This window comes from Flavobacteriales bacterium (assembly GCA_016700415.1).
GTDB lineage: Bacteria > Bacteroidota > Bacteroidia > Flavobacteriales_F > PHOS-HE28 > PHOS-HE28.
On record CP065018.1, the window covers coordinates 1,040,641 to 1,058,340 of the forward strand.

Annotated in this window: 19 protein-coding genes; 8 read left to right on the plus strand and 11 right to left on the minus strand. The window is 59.4% G+C overall.

Features of this window, described 5'->3' with window-relative positions; translation table 11 throughout:
- Positions 1 to 184 precede the first annotated feature (184 nt).
- The 5 genes from IPP95_04420 (at position 185) to IPP95_04440 (ending at position 7,794) form a co-directional block, all read left to right on the plus strand.
- The gene (locus tag IPP95_04420; protein QQS73474.1) at positions 185 to 538 is read left to right on the plus strand and encodes a hypothetical protein; all 354 of its coding nucleotides are present in this window, start codon (positions 185 to 187) and stop codon (positions 536 to 538) included.
- Positions 539 to 682: 144 nt separating this feature from the next.
- Positions 683 to 5,026, plus strand: coding sequence for a CusA/CzcA family heavy metal efflux RND transporter (locus tag IPP95_04425; GenBank protein QQS73475.1), 4,344 nt, complete (start codon positions 683 to 685; stop codon positions 5,024 to 5,026).
- Positions 5,027 to 5,037: 11 nt separating this feature from the next.
- Positions 5,038 to 6,255 (plus strand): efflux RND transporter periplasmic adaptor subunit, encoded by a 1,218-nt coding sequence (locus IPP95_04430; protein QQS73476.1) that lies wholly within the window; start codon positions 5,038 to 5,040, stop codon positions 6,253 to 6,255.
- A 60-nt stretch (positions 6,256 to 6,315) separates the two neighbouring features.
- Positions 6,316 to 7,242 (plus strand): class I SAM-dependent methyltransferase, encoded by a 927-nt coding sequence (locus IPP95_04435; GenBank protein QQS73477.1) that lies wholly within the window; start codon positions 6,316 to 6,318, stop codon positions 7,240 to 7,242.
- Positions 7,243 to 7,278: 36 nt separating this feature from the next.
- The gene (locus IPP95_04440; GenBank protein QQS73478.1) at positions 7,279 to 7,794 is read left to right on the plus strand and encodes a hypothetical protein; all 516 of its coding nucleotides are present in this window, start codon (positions 7,279 to 7,281) and stop codon (positions 7,792 to 7,794) included.
- A 27-nt stretch (positions 7,795 to 7,821) separates the two neighbouring features.
- Here the strand turns inward: IPP95_04440 and IPP95_04445 are convergent, their stop codons facing one another.
- From IPP95_04445 to IPP95_04465, 5 genes are all read right to left on the minus strand, one after another.
- On the minus strand, positions 7,822 to 8,628 hold the full coding sequence (locus IPP95_04445) for an FKBP-type peptidyl-prolyl cis-trans isomerase (protein QQS73479.1): 807 nt from the start codon (positions 8,626 to 8,628) through the stop codon (positions 7,822 to 7,824).
- A 62-nt stretch (positions 8,629 to 8,690) separates the two neighbouring features.
- A complete protein-coding gene (locus IPP95_04450) occupies positions 8,691 to 9,215 on the minus strand; it encodes an FKBP-type peptidyl-prolyl cis-trans isomerase (GenBank protein QQS73480.1) in 525 nt (174 codons plus the stop codon).
- On the minus strand, positions 9,212 to 10,237 hold the full coding sequence (locus IPP95_04455; protein QQS73481.1) for a DHH family phosphoesterase: 1,026 nt from the start codon (positions 10,235 to 10,237) through the stop codon (positions 9,212 to 9,214). The genes IPP95_04450 and IPP95_04455 overlap by 4 nt, the downstream gene beginning before the upstream one ends.
- A 58-nt stretch (positions 10,238 to 10,295) precedes the next feature.
- The gene (locus IPP95_04460) at positions 10,296 to 10,844 is read right to left on the minus strand and encodes a hypothetical protein (GenBank protein ID QQS73482.1); all 549 of its coding nucleotides are present in this window, start codon (positions 10,842 to 10,844) and stop codon (positions 10,296 to 10,298) included.
- A gap of 4 nt (positions 10,845 to 10,848) precedes the next feature.
- Positions 10,849 to 11,721: a hypothetical protein gene (locus tag IPP95_04465; GenBank protein ID QQS73483.1), complete on the minus strand. Its 873-nt coding sequence runs from the start codon at positions 11,719 to 11,721 to the stop codon at positions 10,849 to 10,851.
- 152 nt (positions 11,722 to 11,873) lie between these two features.
- On the opposite strand from IPP95_04465, the gene IPP95_04470 reads away from it, so the two are divergent.
- Positions 11,874 to 12,293 (plus strand): nucleoside-diphosphate kinase, encoded by a 420-nt coding sequence (locus IPP95_04470; GenBank protein QQS73484.1) that lies wholly within the window; start codon positions 11,874 to 11,876, stop codon positions 12,291 to 12,293.
- A gap of 20 nt (positions 12,294 to 12,313) precedes the next feature.
- Here IPP95_04470 and IPP95_04475 read toward each other — a convergent pair whose 3' ends face one another.
- Positions 12,314 to 12,604, minus strand: a complete 291-nt coding sequence (locus IPP95_04475) for a DUF721 domain-containing protein (GenBank protein ID QQS73485.1) — start codon at positions 12,602 to 12,604, stop codon at positions 12,314 to 12,316.
- Positions 12,601 to 13,731: a DNA replication and repair protein RecF gene (recF, locus tag IPP95_04480; protein ID QQS73486.1), complete on the minus strand. Its 1,131-nt coding sequence runs from the start codon at positions 13,729 to 13,731 to the stop codon at positions 12,601 to 12,603. Before recF ends, IPP95_04475 begins: the two co-directional genes overlap by 4 nt.
- 160 nt (positions 13,732 to 13,891) lie before the next feature.
- Between recF and IPP95_04485 the strand changes: the two genes are divergently transcribed.
- Positions 13,892 to 14,572: a tetratricopeptide repeat protein gene (locus tag IPP95_04485; GenBank protein ID QQS73487.1), complete on the plus strand. Its 681-nt coding sequence runs from the start codon at positions 13,892 to 13,894 to the stop codon at positions 14,570 to 14,572.
- Between the two features lie 2 nt (positions 14,573 to 14,574).
- Entirely contained in the window at positions 14,575 to 15,063 is a 489-nt protein-coding gene (locus IPP95_04490; GenBank protein ID QQS73488.1) for a 6,7-dimethyl-8-ribityllumazine synthase, read from the plus strand.
- Positions 15,064 to 15,166: 103 nt separating this feature from the next.
- Here the strand turns inward: IPP95_04490 and IPP95_04495 are convergent, their stop codons facing one another.
- The 4 genes from IPP95_04495 to IPP95_04510 form a co-directional block, all read right to left on the minus strand.
- Entirely contained in the window at positions 15,167 to 15,820 is a 654-nt protein-coding gene (locus tag IPP95_04495; GenBank protein ID QQS73489.1) for a carbonic anhydrase, read from the minus strand.
- A gap of 87 nt (positions 15,821 to 15,907) precedes the next feature.
- Positions 15,908 to 16,795, minus strand: a complete 888-nt coding sequence (locus IPP95_04500; protein ID QQS73490.1) for a bifunctional 5,10-methylenetetrahydrofolate dehydrogenase/5,10-methenyltetrahydrofolate cyclohydrolase — start codon at positions 16,793 to 16,795, stop codon at positions 15,908 to 15,910.
- Between the two features lie 66 nt (positions 16,796 to 16,861).
- Positions 16,862 to 17,293 carry a PIN domain-containing protein gene (locus IPP95_04505; protein ID QQS73491.1) on the minus strand — a complete coding sequence of 144 codons (432 nt, stop codon included), beginning with the start codon at positions 17,291 to 17,293 and terminating at the stop codon, positions 16,862 to 16,864.
- Positions 17,294 to 17,404: 111 nt separating this feature from the next.
- Positions 17,405 to 17,665: a hypothetical protein gene (locus tag IPP95_04510; protein ID QQS73492.1), complete on the minus strand. Its 261-nt coding sequence runs from the start codon at positions 17,663 to 17,665 to the stop codon at positions 17,405 to 17,407.
- Positions 17,666 to 17,700: the final 35 nt, after the last annotated feature.

Below are 17,700 nucleotides of genomic sequence, written 5' to 3' on the forward strand. Positions count from 1 at the left end.
TGGATCCGCCTTGCGGCGGAGTGACTTCGCCTGATCCACTTCATATCTGGTGCGAGAGTTAGGCGCCAAAAAGCATCTCCGCCAAAGAAGCGCCGTCCTCTCGTGCCTACCCTTCGATCCAACCGCCTTGTGACATCCATCACCATTCAACCCGACCAACACGGGTTACATTTGCGCCACCATCATGCGCACCGTCCTCTTTTCCCTCGTTCTCGCTCTCTATGGCTTCAGTGCCTTGGAGCTGCATGAATGGGTGCGCGTGCCACAAGCCGTGCTGCACGTGCTGGAGCACCACAGCGATCTCGGCCATCACGATAAGCAGGTACACGGACACGATGAACACGATGGTGACCACAATCCCTTTGATGACGGCTGTGACGAGCTGCTTTGTGCGTGTGCTTCACCGGCATTTTTCCCGGAGTGGCCAACAGAGTTCGTGCTATTGAACCCGGCTGTACAGGTCTTGGCCTGCCCGGATGTTCCGATGGCACTGAGCGCGTTTTCCGGGAATATTTGGAACCCGCCAAAGCGGGCATAGGGCGGCTTTCCGCCCGGCACGGTGTGGCTTTGCCCCGTGCATTTTCCATGTAATTGCATCCAGTCGCGCCAATGGCTCGACGCTACGGATGCCCTGCACGGGCCGATCGCCAAAATTCATCCTCAATAGAATTAGATCCATCGCATGATCGATCGCATCATCACATTCAGCGTCCGCAACAAGCTCATCATCGGCCTGTTGCTTTTGGCCTTCATCGGCTGGGGCGCCTGGTCCGTAACGCAATTGCCCATCGACGCGCTGCCGGACGTCACCAACAACCAGGTGCTGGTGAACACCATCGCGCCCAACCTCGCCACGCAGGAGGTGGAGCAGTTCATCACCTTCCCGCTGGAGCAGGCCTTCAAGAACCTGCCCGACGTGGTGCAATTGCGCAGTGTTTCGCGCAGCGGCCTCTCGGTGATCACCGTGGTGTTCAAGGACGAGGTACCGCTCTACCTCACGCGGCAGTTGGTCGCGGAGCGCATCACGGAGGTGCAGGCGCAGATCCCGCCCGGTTACGGTACACCGGAGATCGCCCCGCCCACCACCGGTACGGGTGAGATCTTCCAATACACCCTCGCCGTGGACAGCGCTCATAAGGACAAGTACGACCTGTTGGAACTGCGTACGCTGCAAGATTGGGTGGTGCGCAAACACTTGCTGGGCGTACCCGGGGTGATCGATGTGAGCAGCTTCGGCGGCCTGTTGAAACAGTACGAGGTGAGCGTGGATGCGCGCCGCTTGGCCGGTGCAGGGTTCTCGCTGATGGACGTGTTCAACGCCCTGGAGAACAACAACGCCAACACCGGTGGCAGCTACATCGAAAAAGGACCGAACATCTATTTCATCCGTGGCGAAGGCGTGATCTCCTCGCTGAAGGACGTGGAGAACATCGTGATCAGCGCGCGCGGCGGCAGTCCGGTGCGCGTGCGCGATGTGGCCGAAGTGCGCTTTGGGCATGCGGTGCGCTACGGCGCGATGACGCGCAACGGCGAGGGCGAGGCCGTGGGCGGCGTGGTGTTGATGCTGAAGGGCGCCAACGCCATGGCCACAGTCACCGCCGTGAAGGAACGGGTGAAGGAGATCCAGCACAGCCTGCCGAAAGGCGTACACATCGATGCTTTCGTCGACCGCTCGAAACTGGTGGACCAGACCATCGGCACCGTGGAGCACAACCTGCTGATGGGCGCGCTGATCGTGATCGCGGTGCTGGTGCTGCTGCTGGGCAACTGGCGCGCGGGCCTCATCGTGGCCAGTGTGATCCCGCTCGCACTGCTCTTCGCCATTGGCTGCATGGTATTGGCCGGGCAAAGCGCCAACCTGATGAGCATGGGCGCGCTGGACTTCGGTCTGATCGTGGACGGCGCGGTGATCGTGGTGGAAGGCATGATGTTCGCCTTGCACCAACGCTACGCGGGCCAGCGCATAACCGCTGAGAACATGAACGATGAGACGATCCGTGGCGCAGGCGGCATCATGAAGAGCGCGGTGTTCGGGCAGGTGATCATCCTTATCGTCTACGTCCCCATTTTCGCGCTGATCGGCGTGGAGGGCAAGATGTTCCGCCCCATGGCCTTTACCGTGAGCTTTGCGATCATCGGCGCCTTGATCCTGAGCCTCACCTACGTGCCGTGGGCTGTCTCCATTTTCATGGGGAAAAAGATCCCGAAAGGTGAGAGCTGGAGCGAACGCATGATCCATCGCTTGCAGAACTGGTACGCTCCGAAGTTGCGCGGGCTCCTGCATCATCGGCGCATCGCCATCGGCGGCGCGTTGGTACTGATGGTAGCGGCGTTCTTTGTCTTCAGCCGTTTGGGTGGCGAGTTCATCCCGGAATTGGATGAAGGCGATTTCGCCACCAATGTCACCATTAGGCAGGGCAGCAACCTCAGTCAAAGCATTGAAGTGAGCGACCAACTGGCCCGTATCCTGCTGAAGGACTTTCCCGAGGTGAAGGAGGTGGTCGGCAAGATCGGGAGCAGTGAGATACCCACGGACCCCATGCCCATCGAAAGTCAGGACCTGATCATCGTGATGAAGGACCGGAAGGATTGGAAAACGACGAAGGACAGGGAGCAGATGGCGGAACTGATGAATGAGAAGCTCAGTGTGATCCCCGGCATGAACCTCAGCTTCGAGCAGCCGATCCAGATGCGCTTCAACGAGCTGATCGCCGGGGTGAAGAGCGATATCGCGTTGAAGATCTACGGCGACGACCTTGACGAACTCTTCAAATCGGCCAATGCCGCCGCCGCGTTGATCGCCACTGTACCCGGTGCCACGGACATCAAGGTGGAGCAGGTCACCGGCATGCCGCAGCTCGTGGTGAAGTACGACCGGGCGCGCATCGCACAGTACGGCCTGAACATCGCCGACCTGAACCGGGTGCTGAACACCGCGCTGGCCGGCGGAACGGCGGGCGTGGTCTACGAGGACGAGCGACGTTTCAATCTCGTGGTGCGCATGGCCGACATGCGCGACGCCGACCCGGATAAGTTGAAGAACCTCTTGGTGCCGTTGCCGAACGGTTCACAGATGCCGATGGGCCAACTGGCGGAGATCGGTTTTCAAAGCGCCGCCGCACAGGTTAGCCGCGAGGACGGTGCCCGACGGATCGTGGTGGAGACGAACGTCCGGGGCCGCGACATCCAAGGCGTTGCGGAGGACATCCAAGCCTTGATCAAACAGAAACTGCCCTTGCCAACAGGCTACTTCGTTGCCTACGGCGGGACCTTCAAGAACCTGCAGGAAGCCAGCGCGCGGCTGATGATCTCCGTGCCCTTGGCGCTGGCGCTGATATTTGTGCTGCTCTTCTTCGCATTCAAGTCTTTCGCCGAGGCGCTCATCATCTTCAGCGCGGTGCCCATGGCGGCCGTGGGCGGCGTGTTCGCCCTGTGGATGCGCGGGCTGGACTTCAGCATTAGCGCGGGTGTGGGCTTCATCGCGCTCTTCGGCGTGGCGGTGCTGAACGGCATCGTCCTCATCAGCTATTTCAACCAGTTGCACCGTGAAGGCATCTCGGATGTGACGGACCGTGTGGTAAGTGGCACGCTTGCCCGCTTGCGCCCCGTACTGGCCACGGCGGCGGTGGCCTCGCTCGGCTTCCTGCCCATGGCGATCAGCACCAGTCCGGGAAGTGAGGTGCAGCGTCCTTTGGCCACGGTGGTCATCGGTGGTTTGATCACTTCGACGTTGCTCACGCTGGCTGTGCTTCCGGTGCTTTATCACTTGGTGTTTTCGCGCAGGAGGAAAGAGGAAGGAGGTGATGGAGGTAAGGGTGGTAATGGAGGTAAGGGAGGACGTGGGATCGGTACGGCTTCCGTGATCGCACTGCTGTTCCTCGGAAACTCCGTGCAGGCGCAGGCTCCGGTGCTTTCACTTGATAGCGCCGTGGCCCGGGCGTTGCGCACACATCCTGCGATCACAGCGGCTGAGTTGGAAGTCCGGCAACAGGAAGCGCTTCGGAAAACCGCCTTTCAGCTGGAACCGCTCGGTGCACAACTGCAAGGTGGACAGATCAACAGTTCCGTCCATGACATCAGTATCCAGGCCACCACGGGCATTCCCTTCCCCACTGCCATCGCGCATCGCGCCCGCTACTTGAAGGAAAGTGTGCTGTTGGCAGAGACCGGAAGGACCGGCACCCGTGCGCTGGTGAAGGAGAGCGCGGCCAGTGCCTACCTGCAATGGGCCATGGGCATGGAAAACCTGCGCCTGATGCAGCTGATGGACAGCTCCTACTCCACCCTCGCGGCCTTCGCGGCACACAAATTCGAAGCAGGTGAAAGCGGCCGCTTGGAAAAAGTGAGCGCACAAAGCACCGCCGATGAGGCCCATGTGCAACTGAAGAAGGCACAGGCCGACATCGCCATCTACGCCACTGAACTGGAGCAATGGACCGGTCCCTTGGGCGGTGCGGCGCCGGACACTTCGGCGCTCAGCGCATTGTCCCGCGCACCGGACCCCGGCGGCGGAACGGACCCGCTGCTGGCGCAGGAACAGCAACGGGCATCGCTCGCGGAAGAAGCCTGGAAAATGGAGCGCAGCCAATGGGCGCCAACGCTTCAAGGCGGTGGCTTCTACCAGACCATCGACGGGGCTTCACCCTTCACTGGCTACCTCATCGGCACTTCGATCCCGTTACCCGGCAGCGGGCAGGGCGCACGCACCAAGGCCGCTCGCATTCGCAGCAAGATCGCGATGCAGCGGCTGGAGGAACTGCGCCGTAGCCGCGCCACTGAACTGGCCCGCACACAGGCACGCTCGGCACAACTTCGCGAAAGCTTGGCCTACTACGAAAGCTCAGGTGCCACGCTCGCCACCACTTTGCGCAATGATGCGCAACGCGCCTACCTCAACGGCGACGCAGGCTATCTCGAGTTCATCCAAGGCATCGACCAGGCCCGCCGCATCGATGCGGAACACCTCCGCATCCGGTATGAACTCGGCCTCACCATGATCCACCTCAACGCCCTGATTGGGCTTTAATGCACTTGCAGATGAAGAACGAAAATGCGGATCAGATGATCATGCTCCATGAAGGCCTCGCGAAGCGGACATTGATGCCATCAGCCATCGTGCTGATACTTTTCGCTTTGGTCGCCTGTGGCGGAGGAACAACCGCTCCTGCTGCCGATGAACACGCACATGAAGCACCCGGCGCACACGGTCCCGAAGTGGCGCTCACCACTGAGCAGATCAAGGCCATTGGGCTGGTTACCGGCACGATGGAAAAGCGCGGACTGAGCACTTCATTGAAAGCCAATGGGCGACTTGTGCTTCCTCCGGACAAGAGCGCACAGGTGAGCGTGCTGGCCGGTGGCTTAGTACGCGGGATCCCTGTGCGTGAAGGACAGGTCGTCAGTAAAGGGCAAGTGCTGGCTACCGTTGAGAACATGGAATTCCTGCAACTACAGCAAGACTACTTGGAGACCAGCGCCGAACTGCGCGCGCTGAACGCGGACCTTAAGCGGCAACAGGATCTGCACGACGAGCGCATCAATGCCACCAAGACCTTGGAGCGGGCAGAGGCCGATGCCGACGTGGCCCGCGCTAAACAGGCCGGGATGGCAGCGAAGCTGCGCGTCTTCGGCACGGACCCCGCTCGGCTCTCAGCGCAAGACATCAGCTCCACGTATTCCGTTCGTTCGCCGATCGCAGGAACCTTGCAGCACATCGCGATCACCTTGGGCCAGTTCGCGGAGCCGAACACTCCGCTCTTCATGGTGGTGGATAATAGCGGCCTGCACATCGACCTCAATCTCTTTGAGCAGGACGTGGCCCGGGTGCATGCCGGGCAGAAGGTGGTCTTCGGCCATGCCGGCGAACCCGTAGGGCAACACAGCGCTACGATCTACGCGGTGAACAAGGCCTTCGAGCGCGATCAGCAGGCCGTGCTGGCCCATGGCAAACTGGATGACAACGGCGAGGAGCTTATGCCCGGCATGTACATCGAGGCGTTGATCATGACCGACAGCACCTCGGCCTGGAGCCTGCCTAACGAGGCCGTGGTGAGCAATGGCGACGAGCACTACATCTTCGTGGAGGCAGGGCCGAACACGTTTAAACAGGTGGCGGTGCGCATCGGCGCCAGCGAGTTGGGCTACACGGAAGTGGTGCCTTTGGAACCCGTGGATCCAATAGCACGGATAGTAGTGAAGGGTGCCTACTACCTGTTGAGCGAGCTGACGAAAGGAACCGGGGAACACGATCATTGATGCCAAAGCCCTGAACGTGCGTCCCCCAGCGCCTACATTCGCCACCCGAAAAACATCCACATGGCAGATCAGCAGGACCTCGACGCGCACTACACCACGATGGACAAGATCTTCCGGCTCAGCCTGGGAGAGAAAGGCGGTTACAGCGGCGCGCGTTTCGATGGCGACTTCAGCCTAACGCTGGAGCAGGCCCAGGAGAAGAAGCACAAATTCATCTGGGACAATCTGAACATCAAGAAGGGTGACAAGGTGCTGGACATCGGCTGCGGCTGGGGCGCTTTCGTAAACTACCTCGGTGAGCATGGCGCGGATGCGTACGGTGTGGTGCTCGCGCAAGGGCAGGCCGATGCTTGCAAGAAGAACGGCTTGAACGTCCACCAGATGAATTCCAAGGACATCACGCCGACCACCTTCGGGAAATTCGATGCGGTGGCGGCCATGGGCAGTCCGGAACACTTGTGTTCCATCGAGGAATACAAAGCCGGCAAACAGGAGGAGATCTATAAGACCTACTTCAAGCAAATGAGCGACCTGCTCCCGGTGGGTGGCCGTTTCTATTGCCAGACCATGGTCTTCGGCCCCAACATGGTGAAGTTCGAGGACATCAAATTCGGGCAGACCAACGTGTACAAGAAGAAGTACGACTACAGCAATGAGGAGCTGATGGACCTCGTCTGCGACGTCTTCCCCGGCTCCTGGCTGCCCTACGGAAGCGAAGGCATGATCGAACCGGCGAAGGAACACTTCAAGCTCGTCTCCATCGACAGCGGCCGCTTGGACTACATCGAGACCATCGACCGGTGGACCAAGGCTTTCAACAAATTCCAGTGGGAGAAGTACATGCTCTACGGCACCCTACTACCGAAGCTCTTCAGCAGCGATTTCCGCAAGTGGGTGCGCCGCTACCGCATCCAGCCCAACCTGCAGGTGTTCGAGAAGGAGGTGTTCGAGCATTACCGCATGGTGTTCGAGAAGGTGAAGGATTGACCCTGCGGAGCCGTTCAACGCAATAACCGATCGGTGATGTTCGACGATGATGATTTTAACGCGGATGCCTTCGGGGACGAAGCGTTCGAGGACCGCAAAGACCACCGCGACACGCCTTTGTTCAAAAAGGCCATGGAGATCACGGAACTGGCCTTGGCCATCGTAACGGCCGCTCCCGACGAGATCAAGGACAAGCAAAAGGAGCACGGCGGTTTCGAGGACGAAATGCTCGAGGGCACAAAGCGTGACATGGTTGAATATGCCTATACCATTTCAGGAAAACTGGCAGGGGCACAAAGCATGAACATGTACGACCTGCAGATGGAATACGCTGCATTGGTCCGCCGGGCATGCCGGGAACTGGTGACCTGTTTGCGCGGCTTGGAGATCGCCGGGCATTTGGAGGAAGACCATTTCAACCTGCTGCGCCAAGCGGTGAGCGAATTCCAACCCCTGTTCGCGGAATGGGTGGCCACTTTCAAGGATTCCGACTACTTCTGGGACGATTGGGGGCTGTTCAACCCACCGGGCGCGATCCGGGACAATAATTGAAAGGGGACAGCCCCAAAGTCGATAGGACTAGGATGGCCCCGCTGCACTCAATTCCACCGTCACCACCCGCACCTCGTACAACACTGGTGTCCACGGCGGAACGATGCCCGATGTTGAACCCTTCGGCCCGAAAGCCAAATTGGAGGAAATGACGAAACGGCCCTTCCCCCCATTGCGTGGCAACAGGTGTGCCGCGGCCTCCAACCCCTTGATCACTTGATCGGGGTCGCCCAAGCGGAACGTGAGCCCATCTTCTTCCTCATCAAAGACCCTCCCATTGTCCAGGAAGGATGCGGTGTAGGCCAAGGTCACTAGTTGGCCGCTTTGGATGCGCGGCCCCGCCTCATTGGTGGAGTCCAGAACGTAGTACACACCCAAGGCCTGCTTCCATTCGGCATTGGATCCCGAGAAGAAATCCGCAAGTATCCGCTGTTCATCGGACCCGGTCCGTGCCATCAGCACGGCCCGTTGCAGTTCACGGGATCCCGCCATCGAGCGGAGCTTCAGCATGGACAGTTCCATGGTGACCCAACCGGTGTCCTTTCCTGATCCCGGCGAAGTGGCCCCGAGGTCTTTCCAAGGTGTGGCACCGGAAAGGAGCATCACGGTGGCACTGTCGCCCTCTCTCAAACGCGCGAAATACTTCGACGTGCCTTTCTCCCCGCCCATGCCGTACCAACGTTCCGTGCTGTAAACTGAGCCTGCGAAAGCACCTGGCCTGGCCACGCGTACGCGCACCAACACACTATCGCTGTCCGTCGGGGTCCGCTCGCCATCGCCCAGCGCGTTCAAGCGCCAATAGACATCCTCCGCGATCTTGCTCCCTCCGCGCAAGGGTGAACGATCGCAGCCTGCGAGCAAGGCCAGAATTAATAAGCTTCCGAAGCACGCACGGATCATTTTTCCAGCGCCACCAGGCCGATGTGATACACCACGGTGCTCCTCATGGGGATCTTGTTCCGATCGCCCAGCAGGCCGAACGCAAGCGCACTGGGGATCACCAGCACGGCGCTATCGCCCACGGAAAGATGCTGCACACCTTCCTGCAGGCCGCTTTCCACGTCGGCATGCTCGATGCGGAACGAGCTCGGAGTGCCCGGTGTGGAGGCGTAGCACGTATCGCCGTTCAGCAGATAGACGGCGTAGTTCAGCACGGCTAATTGGCCCGGTCTCGCCGTGTCCCCCGGCATGTCACGCACCAGCTTGTACCGCAGTCCGGTCCCGGTAGAGACCATGGGGACGCCTTGCCGCTCCACCCAATCGCGGATATCGTTCTCCTCGCGTTCTGCCATGCGCTTGTTCTCGTCCAACAAGCTGTTGTCGGGTGGGGCAATGCGATGTCCAATGCGTGCCGGTGGCGGCGTGCGGCCTTCGCCGCAGGCGACGAACAACAATGCAAGAATGAAGGCCGGATGCTTCATTCCGGATGCTTGGCCAAGAAAGCCGGAAGTTCCCGGACGAGGGTGGCTACGGTTTCTTCCAAGGATGAGGTTGATCGTCCACCGGCGGCATTGGCATGCCCACCGCCTTCGAAATGGGCGGCCAAGAACTCATTCACGGGCAAATTGCCTTTGGAGCGCAGGCTGATCTTGATGAGGTCCTTACGCTCTGCCAGGAAGGCGGAAAGACGGACACCCCGTACACCGAGCCCATAATTCACAAGTCCCTCCGTATCGCCGGGGACATAGTTGAACCGGTCCAGATCGGCCATGGAAAGCGCGATCACCGTTGCTGTTCCTCCGTCCAGAACCTGCAACCGTTCGCTGAGCGCAAAGCCCGTCAACCGAAGCCGGTCCACGGTATTGTCCTCCATGATGGCGGCATGGATCAAGTGGGGAACGGCCCCCCGATCCAAAAGATCGGCGGCCACACGCAACGTGTGCGGCGTGGTACTGGAGAATCGGAAGGAGCCGGAATCCGTCATGATTCCGGCATACAAGCAGTTGGCCGTATCCCTGTCGATCAGATCACCATGGCCCATCGCCATGATCACGTCATGCACCATCTGGCAGGTGGAAGATGCCGTGATGTCGCTGAAGTTTACCCTGAAGCATGTGTCCGGGTCGCGGTGATGATCAATAAGGACCTTCACCGGGGCCGCACGTACAACCTGTTCCAATCCTTGCACGCGGTCAGGCCTGTTGAAGTCCAGACAGAACAGGATCTCCGCTTCCCGCACGGCCGTTTCGCTCGCTTCCTTGGCCGTATCATGGTCGATCGCCAGATCATGGCCGGGCATCCAACGCAGATTTCCAGGTGCAGTATTGGGCAGGACCACCTGGACGGAATGGCCCAGTGCTTTCAGGACATGCGACAAACCAAGGCTGCTGCCCATGGCGTCGCCGTCCGGATTGAAGTGCGTCGTGATGGCGATGCGCTTCGGGGCATCGAGCAGTGCGACTAATGCGGCAATGGCCGCCGGAGGAGCCGAGGGGAACTTCATTGGCACCAAAAGTAGCCCGGTCCGCTCCATACGGCCCTGACCTTCCTCCTAAGTCTTCTCAGAAACCGATGGCAGGCGTCGGCATATGCTCGATCAAGATCCCCAAGCAACCGATATCGGTCATCTTCTTCCCGCTATTCTTGCTCTTGGGATCCTCCGGTATGCCCGGGGCGGTGACCTCAATGGCGATCCGCTTGGTGGAGGTGGCGGTGAACTCCACAGCATCGGTCATTTCATGGTCCTGATTGTCCCAGATCACCTTGGTGTTGTCCTCGAAGACGGGCTTCCCCTGATCAGCTTGCCCATGAGCGTCCTTCACGGGCTTGGGCTGGCGCACCTTTTCAATGATGCGGGCGATCACATGGTCCCCGATGATCTTTTCATCATAGACGAAGGATACCCGATAGTCCTGCCCTTTGTAGATGATGACGTTGAGCTCGGTGGGCACCCCCACTTGGATACTGGCCCCCCTGCTTTGCCCATTCACCGTGAATCGGCTGTCCCCGGAGCGCGGGGCCGATTTCCAGTATTCGGAACATTCACTTTGTGCCATGCCCAAGGTGACCAAGGTGATGGCGGCGGCGCTAAGAATGGATCGCAGTTGCATGAGTTCAGGAATTGGGCTGGGTGTCGACACTGTCCTCCGGCTTGATGATGTTTTCCCGCATGGTCTCCAATGTATCGACCAGGTCGTTGAATCCCTCGGGGGTAATGATCACAGTGACATCGTCCCCCAGGATCTGCCTGCCGCTCGGGGACGCACCTTGGTGCTGGCTGCGGATCACCGGGAAGGTATCATAAATGTCCCGCAACTGGATCAGGTCGTTCCTTGTTCCGGCCACACCGGGATCGTTCTTGTACTGTTCCATCAGATCGATCAAGTGGTCCAAGCTGGTCTTTTGCTCAGCCACGCGCATCACCAAGGGGTCGGCGGCATCGAAATGAAGCACCTGCCGGGTGACGAGGTGCATGCTCTCCATCCATCCACCGGCCAGTACCAAGGCCAAGGTCGGTCCCATGCGATCGTCCTGCATGCGGCGGTAGGCTCTTTCGTAGGCGTCATTGCTGATCACGTCCAAGGAATCACCGTGGGTAAGATTCCGCTCCAAACGGGAAAAATCGGTATCGCTGAACGCTCCACCAAGTCCAAGGTCGTCCCCCAGTTTTTTGCACGTGAGGTAATAACGCACCACCTCACTGGTGACCTTGTAATTGCTGGCATAGACCAGATCCGTGGCATACACCCCGAAATTCAGGGCCTTTTTCTGCATCGTGGCATAACGGTCCACGTTCTTGGCCGGGCTCATCATGCGCTTCTGCCCCTCCCCGGACATGGTCTTCACGATCTGGAACAGCTCGTTCGGCGTCGGCATCTGGTAGAGGTTCTCGGTAAGGTCCGAGGCATCGTCCCCTCCGATCACGAGGGTGTCGGGCTTACTTTCATCCTTGTTGGCCGGTGAGCCGCAGGAGCAAAGGGTTGCCACAAGGGCAATGAGAACATATCTGGGTTGCATCATCAGGCTGGTGTCTCCGCTGCGGCGGGGCTGTCGCAGGATCCCGCGAAGAAAACAAGGGTCGGGGTCAATTTGAACGGCACGAGCGGCTACTTTTGCGCTCGATTTTCAACGATCATACGATGGCAAGCAACAGAACGTTCACCATGATCAAGCCTGAAGCGATGGCCGCAGGGCACGCCGGCAAGATCCTGGACATGGTCCTTTCCCGCGGATTCCGCCTGGTCTCCCTGAAGTACACGCAACTTTCCGAGCAGGAAGCGGGCCGCTTTTATGAGGTCCACAAGGAGCGCCCCTTCTATGGAGAACTGGTGAGCTACATGGCGAGCGGCCCCGTTTTGGCCGCGATCCTGGAGAAGGACAACGCGGTAAAGGACTTCCGCGACCTGATCGGCGCCACCGACCCCGCCGAGGCCGCGGAAGGCACACTGCGAAAGCGCTTTGCCGAGAGCAAGGCGAAGAACGCGGTGCATGGCAGCGACAGTGATGAGAACGCCGCCATTGAAGGGGCCTTCTTCTTCACCGGTCGCGAGCAGTACTGATCTCAGGCCGGTGCCCGGCCTCAGTCCAAGTGGACCTGGTCCACCACTTTCCGGCCCAACTTCTCGTTGATGGTGTTGGCCAGGCCCTCGCGCATAAAAGTGAGTTCCTGCCGCAGTGGTGCGCTGTCCACCTTGATGTGCAGTTTTCCCCGGCGCAGCTTCACGGCCACCGTGTGCTTGGCCACCATGCCCCCGGCGAGCTCGTCCCAAAGGCTGGCCACGGCCTGTTCATCCAGCTTTTCCCGTAGGCCGTAAGCGTCCACCAGCCGGTCCACGGCCTCTTTCATGGTCTGGTCGTTCTTGCGCTTCATGCCTTTTGCATGGTCTGTTGCGGGCCTTGGGCAACAATGCCCTGATGGTCCAGGAGGAAGAATCGGGTGTCAAGGTCAAGGCCGTCCAGTGCGCGGTGCATGCGGGGGGCGTCCGTATCGGTGATGATGACCTGGCCGAAGCGTCCATCACCCAACAGTTTTAGCAGGTGGCGCATGCGCTGCGGATCGATCTTGTCGAAGATGTCGTCCAGCAGAAGGATCGGCTTGGTACCGGAGCGATCCGCAGTAAGGTCGAACTGGGCCAACTTCAGCGCGATGAGGAAGGTCTTTTGCTGGCCTTGGCTGCCAAAGCGTTTCAACGGCCGACCGTCGATGGCGAATAGCAGGTCGTCCTTGTGGACCCCGCCCGTGGTGTATTGCGCCATGAGGTCGCGCTGCCATTGCCGGTCCAGCACCTCGGCCATCCGTGCCTCCCCCAGTTCGCTGCGGTAGTTCAGATCCACCTGCTCCGGGCCACTCGTAATGCCTGCGTAGTGCCGGACGAGCAAAGGTGCCATGTCCGCCATGAAGGCTTTGCGTACTGCGTGTACCGCTTCTCCATGGGTGATCAGTTGCTCGTCCCAAGGCTCGGCCATGCTCCGGGAAAGTGGGCCGTTCATCTGTTTCAACAACAAATTCCGCTGTGCCAGCGCCCGATTGTAGCGCATCAGGTGCTCCAGATAGGCCCGGTCGAACTGGGCAATGAGGCCGTCCAGGAACCGGCGGCGCACCTCGCTCCCTTCCAGCACCAATTGGCCGTCGTACGGTGTGATCATCACAGCGGGATAGCGCCCCACATGATCGGCCAGGCGTTCATACTCCTTGCGGTTCCGTGTGAAGACCTTTCGCTGGCCCTTGCGCACCGCGCATGAAAGTTCATCATCGCCGGAGGGGGTCTCCATAGTCCCCTTTACCATGAACCACTCCTCCCCGTGCAGCACGTTGTGCATGTCCTGCGGCTCGAAATAGCTCTTGCACATGGACAGGTAGTACACCGCGTCAAGCAGGTTCGTCTTGCCCGCGCCATTGGGCCCGATGAGGCAATTCACCTGCTTTCCCAGTTCCAGGCCTGCCTCGCGGTGATTGCGGAACTGGAGCACGGAAAGGCGACTGAGCAGGACGTCCATGGGAATGGACCAAAGATAGGACCGGCCATCCCGTGCATCCTCCTCTCTCCCTGAAGAGTGCGCCCTGAAACCGTACGCGTGCCGGTCGTTGACGGGCGATGTCGCGGGTTCGCCCTGAACACCTACTTTTGCGCACCACAAAAAAATCGGCTGATCGCACATGTCGAAGGAAGTAAACGAGGGCAAGGACCTGGATATCGGTGAGATCTACACCAAGAGCGAATTGTTCCTGGAGAAGAACAAGACCCCGGTCACCATTGCGGTGGTGGCCGTGCTAGTGATCGTCGGCGGCCTGTTGGGCTACAAGAAGTTCGTCTCGGAGCCACGTGCCAAGGAGGCCCAGGACATGATCTGGAAGGCCCAGTACTATTTCGAGATCGATTCGTTGGACCTCGCGCTCAATGGTGACGGGAATTTTCTCGGCTTCGCACAGGTGGCGGACGAATATGGTTCCACCACCACCGGCAACTTGGCCAAGTTCTACGTTGCGGTGATCAACCACCAGAAGGGCGAGTACGAAGCTGCGTTGCAGTATTACAAGGACGCAGACCTCGGCGACGACGTGCTTCGCGTGATGGCCACGGGCAACCAGGGCGATGTGCTGGTGGAACTCGGCAAGCCTGTTGAGGCTGCCACGCAGTTCATGAAGGCCGCCGACATGGTGAAGAGCGATTACACCACCCCGATGTTCCTGATGAAGGCCGGCATCGTGTACCAGCAGCAGAACGATTGGAAGAACGCGGCGAAGTGCTTCGGGCGCATCGCCTCCGACTACCCCGGCTCGCCGGACGCCAACACGGCGAAGAAGTATGCGGCCCGTGCCAAAGCCATGGCGGGTTAGGCATGGCGACCACGGACCTGTCGAACTATGACGCTGCCGGTGTCCCTCGGGGCACCGGTCTGCGTTTGGGGCTGGTGGTGAGCGCTTGGAACCCGGAGATCACCGGGGCCATGCGCGACGGCGCGGTGGAGACCCTGCTCAAACACGGCGTCACCTTGAAGGATATTCATGAGGAACTCGTACCTGGCAGTTTTGAGCTGGCCTTGGGCGCACAGTTACTGCTGGAGCACCGTCCGCTGGACGGCGTGATCTGCATCGGCAGCGTGGTACGCGGCGAAACCCCTCACTTCGACTTCGTATGCCAGGCCACCGCCCAGGGCATCATGGACGTGGGTTTGAAGACCGGTCGCCCGGCGGTCTTCTGCGTGCTCACGGATGACAACATCGAGCAGGCCCGCGCACGAAGCGGCGGCAAACATGGCAACAAGGGCGTGGATGCCGCAGTGGCCCTGCTACGGATGGCGGCTTTGCGCCGGAAGCTTTCGGCGTAGTTGTCCATCATTCATTGCCGGGGGACTCGCCCAACGGTATTGCCCGGACATCACTTTTCGGTGGAATGCCGAGATCATCCGCCCGCAATACCGGCATTTCCCCTCAAACCTCCGCCCCTAGGTCATAGATCTGTCGGACCTCCTCCAGTTTTCCCGGGAAATCGAAGTGCAGGTCAACCAGCTCACCGGTACGCATGTCGAACACCCAGGCATGTACCGTGGGCGTCTTGTTGCGCAGGTATGACTTCTGAAGCACTGCGGTCTTGATCACGTTGATGCATTGCTCCTCTACATTCAATTCCACCAGTCGTCGATAGCGTTGTTCATCGTCTTTGATGGCGTCAAGCTCCACCCGGTGAAGGCGGTACGCGTCCCGGACGTGTCGGAGCCACGGATTTAACAGGCCCATGTCTTTCGCCTCCATGGCCGCCTTTACCCCTCCGCAACCATAATGGCCGCAGACCACCACATGCTTCACCTTCAGCGCACTGATGGCAAAATTGATCACGCTCAGCGCGTTCAGGTCGGCACTGCCCACAATGTTGGCGATGTTGCGATGGACGAAAACCTCGCCCGGACCTGCTCCCATGAGTTCCTCCGCCGTGGCGCGGCTATCGCTGCAACCGATATAGAGGATCTCCGGGTTCTGGCCCTCGGCCAACCGGGTGAAATAATCCTTGTCGACGGCCTTTTTCTCCGCGATCCATTTCCGGTTGTTTTCAAAAACTCGCTTGTAGAAATGATCGTTCTCAGCCATGTTGCAGGTCCAGTTTGGTTCAGTACGTGATCGCGCCCAAAGATCGGGGAAATGCCGTTGGGTTCCTCCAAATCGTCCCAAGGGGATCTAGGAGCGTGCGGCCTTCAACGTGTTCAGGAGAAGGCTGGTCACCGTCATGGGTCCTACACCGCCGGGGACGGGTGTGATCCATGCACACTTTGGGGCCACCTCACTGAAGTTCACGTCGCCGGAGAGGCGATAGCCCCGTTTCCGGGATGGATCGTCGACCCGGTGGATGCCTACGTCCACCACCACTGCGCCCTTCTTCACCATATCCGCCGTGATGAAGCCCGGCTTACCGATGGCCACGATGAGTATGTCCGCTTGGCGGGTGATGGAAGGCAGGTCCTGGGTACGGCTGTGGGTGATGGTAACAGTACAGTTGCCTGGGTCGGCATTACGGCTCATCAGGATGCTCATGGGCGTGCCCACGATGTTGCTCCGCCCCACTACCACGCAATGCTTGCCCGAAGTGGGGATCTCGTAAAACTTCAGCAATTCCACGATGCCGTTAGGCGTGGCGGGCAGGAATCCCGGGAGCCCGAGCATCATGCGGCCCAGGTTCTGCGGATGGAAACCGTCGACGTCCTTCGAGGGGTCGATGGCCAAGGTGACGCGCTCCTCATCAATGTGCTTGGGCAGTGGCAATTGCACGATGAAGCCATCAACTTCCGCGTCCGCGTTCAGTTGCGCCACCAGTGCAAGCAACTCTACTTCGGTGGTGTCTACAGGCTTACGCAGCAATGTGCTCCGGAAACCCACTTCCTCGCAGGACTTCACTTTGCTGGACACATAGGTCTGGCTGGCGGCATCCTCACCCACAAGTACGGCGGCTAAGTGCGGTGACCTATTGCGCTTCCTCGTCACAAGGACCGCTTCGATCTTGATCTGTTCACGGATCGCGCTCGATGCACGCACGCCATCGAGGAGTTGATGGGTTTCCACTTCATTCATGGCCCGCGAAGGTATGTGTTGCGGCCTCCGTTAGCCCGGGATCGACCTCCATCAGCCTCCGAACCCTCAAAGCTTCACCGCATGCTTCAACAGAAATTCGCGAGCACCCAGCACTTCCATTTCCGAGAAGTGGAAATCGTTCTTGTCGTAGGTCACGATGCAGGTACACTTCGCATCAACGGCCGAGTAGTACTCAAGGCCGTCCTCAAAGTCATGTACCTTCTTGTTCGCGATGGTCCGCTTGGCCGAAGTGCCGTCCACTTTGGTGATCTTCAGCTTCTCCAACAGCAACGCGATCTTTTTCTTGGCCAACTGCTTGCCGTTCTTCTTCTCCGCGAAATAGGCTCCGATGGCGAGGCAAAGCGGCGACGTGTAGACCTCGAAGCGGTTATCGTCCGCCAAGCTCAGCACACGGGCAGATTCCGTGAATCGCGGGTACTCGTTGCAGAGCACCGTGACGAGGATGTTGGCGTCAAGAAAGATGCGTTGGGTTGGCATGGGGAAGAATTTACCGCCACGACGCAAAGGCGCAACGGGAACGCCACGTTGGTATTTGAATTTGTGTTGCGACCTCATTGCGTTCGTTGCGTCGTGGCGGTGAAGTGAATTTCAACGCCGCTTCCGGCTTTCGAGGTAATCCTTCTTCACGCTCTTCGCGCTGTTCTTGCGCACGTATTCCACCTCGCCTTCGCTGACCATGTTCACCCAATCGGAAACGGGCAGGTCATCCAAGCTGCGGTACTGGCGATCGACCACCTTGCTGAGCAGGAACTCAGTAAGCCGTGAGAGGCTGATGTTATTGGCTTCCGCAAAGGCCTTCGCTTGCGCGATGACCTGCTGATCGAAGCTGAGGGTGATCTTGGAATCCATGGCTGCGGTGTTTATACGGCGAATGTATACATTTA

Bases quoted from the DNA above. Each gene is read 5' to 3' on its own strand.
- IPP95_04420 (QQS73474.1), top strand. From the start codon at position 185: ATGCGCACCGTCCTCTTTTCCCTCGTTCTCGCTCTCTATGGCTTCAGT.
- IPP95_04425 (QQS73475.1), top strand. From the start codon at position 683: ATGATCGATCGCATCATCACATTCAGCGTCCGCAACAAGCTCATCATC.
- IPP95_04430 (QQS73476.1), top strand. From the start codon at position 5,038: ATGAAGAACGAAAATGCGGATCAGATGATCATGCTCCATGAAGGCCTC.
- IPP95_04435 (QQS73477.1), top strand. From the start codon at position 6,316: ATGGCAGATCAGCAGGACCTCGACGCGCACTACACCACGATGGACAAG.
- IPP95_04440 (QQS73478.1), top strand. From the start codon at position 7,279: ATGTTCGACGATGATGATTTTAACGCGGATGCCTTCGGGGACGAAGCG.
- IPP95_04450 (QQS73480.1), bottom strand. From the start codon at position 9,215: ATGAAGCATCCGGCCTTCATTCTTGCATTGTTGTTCGTCGCCTGCGGC.
- IPP95_04455 (QQS73481.1), bottom strand. From the start codon at position 10,237: ATGAAGTTCCCCTCGGCTCCTCCGGCGGCCATTGCCGCATTAGTCGCA.
- IPP95_04460 (QQS73482.1), bottom strand. From the start codon at position 10,844: ATGCAACTGCGATCCATTCTTAGCGCCGCCGCCATCACCTTGGTCACC.
- IPP95_04470 (QQS73484.1), top strand. From the start codon at position 11,874: ATGGCAAGCAACAGAACGTTCACCATGATCAAGCCTGAAGCGATGGCC.
- IPP95_04475 (QQS73485.1), bottom strand. From the start codon at position 12,604: ATGAAGCGCAAGAACGACCAGACCATGAAAGAGGCCGTGGACCGGCTG.
- recF (QQS73486.1), bottom strand. From the start codon at position 13,731: ATGGACGTCCTGCTCAGTCGCCTTTCCGTGCTCCAGTTCCGCAATCAC.
- IPP95_04485 (QQS73487.1), top strand. From the start codon at position 13,892: ATGTCGAAGGAAGTAAACGAGGGCAAGGACCTGGATATCGGTGAGATC.
- IPP95_04490 (QQS73488.1), top strand. From the start codon at position 14,575: ATGGCGACCACGGACCTGTCGAACTATGACGCTGCCGGTGTCCCTCGG.
- IPP95_04495 (QQS73489.1), bottom strand. From the start codon at position 15,820: ATGGCTGAGAACGATCATTTCTACAAGCGAGTTTTTGAAAACAACCGG.
- IPP95_04500 (QQS73490.1), bottom strand. From the start codon at position 16,795: ATGAATGAAGTGGAAACCCATCAACTCCTCGATGGCGTGCGTGCATCG.
- IPP95_04505 (QQS73491.1), bottom strand. From the start codon at position 17,293: ATGCCAACCCAACGCATCTTTCTTGACGCCAACATCCTCGTCACGGTG.
- IPP95_04510 (QQS73492.1), bottom strand. From the start codon at position 17,665: ATGGATTCCAAGATCACCCTCAGCTTCGATCAGCAGGTCATCGCGCAA.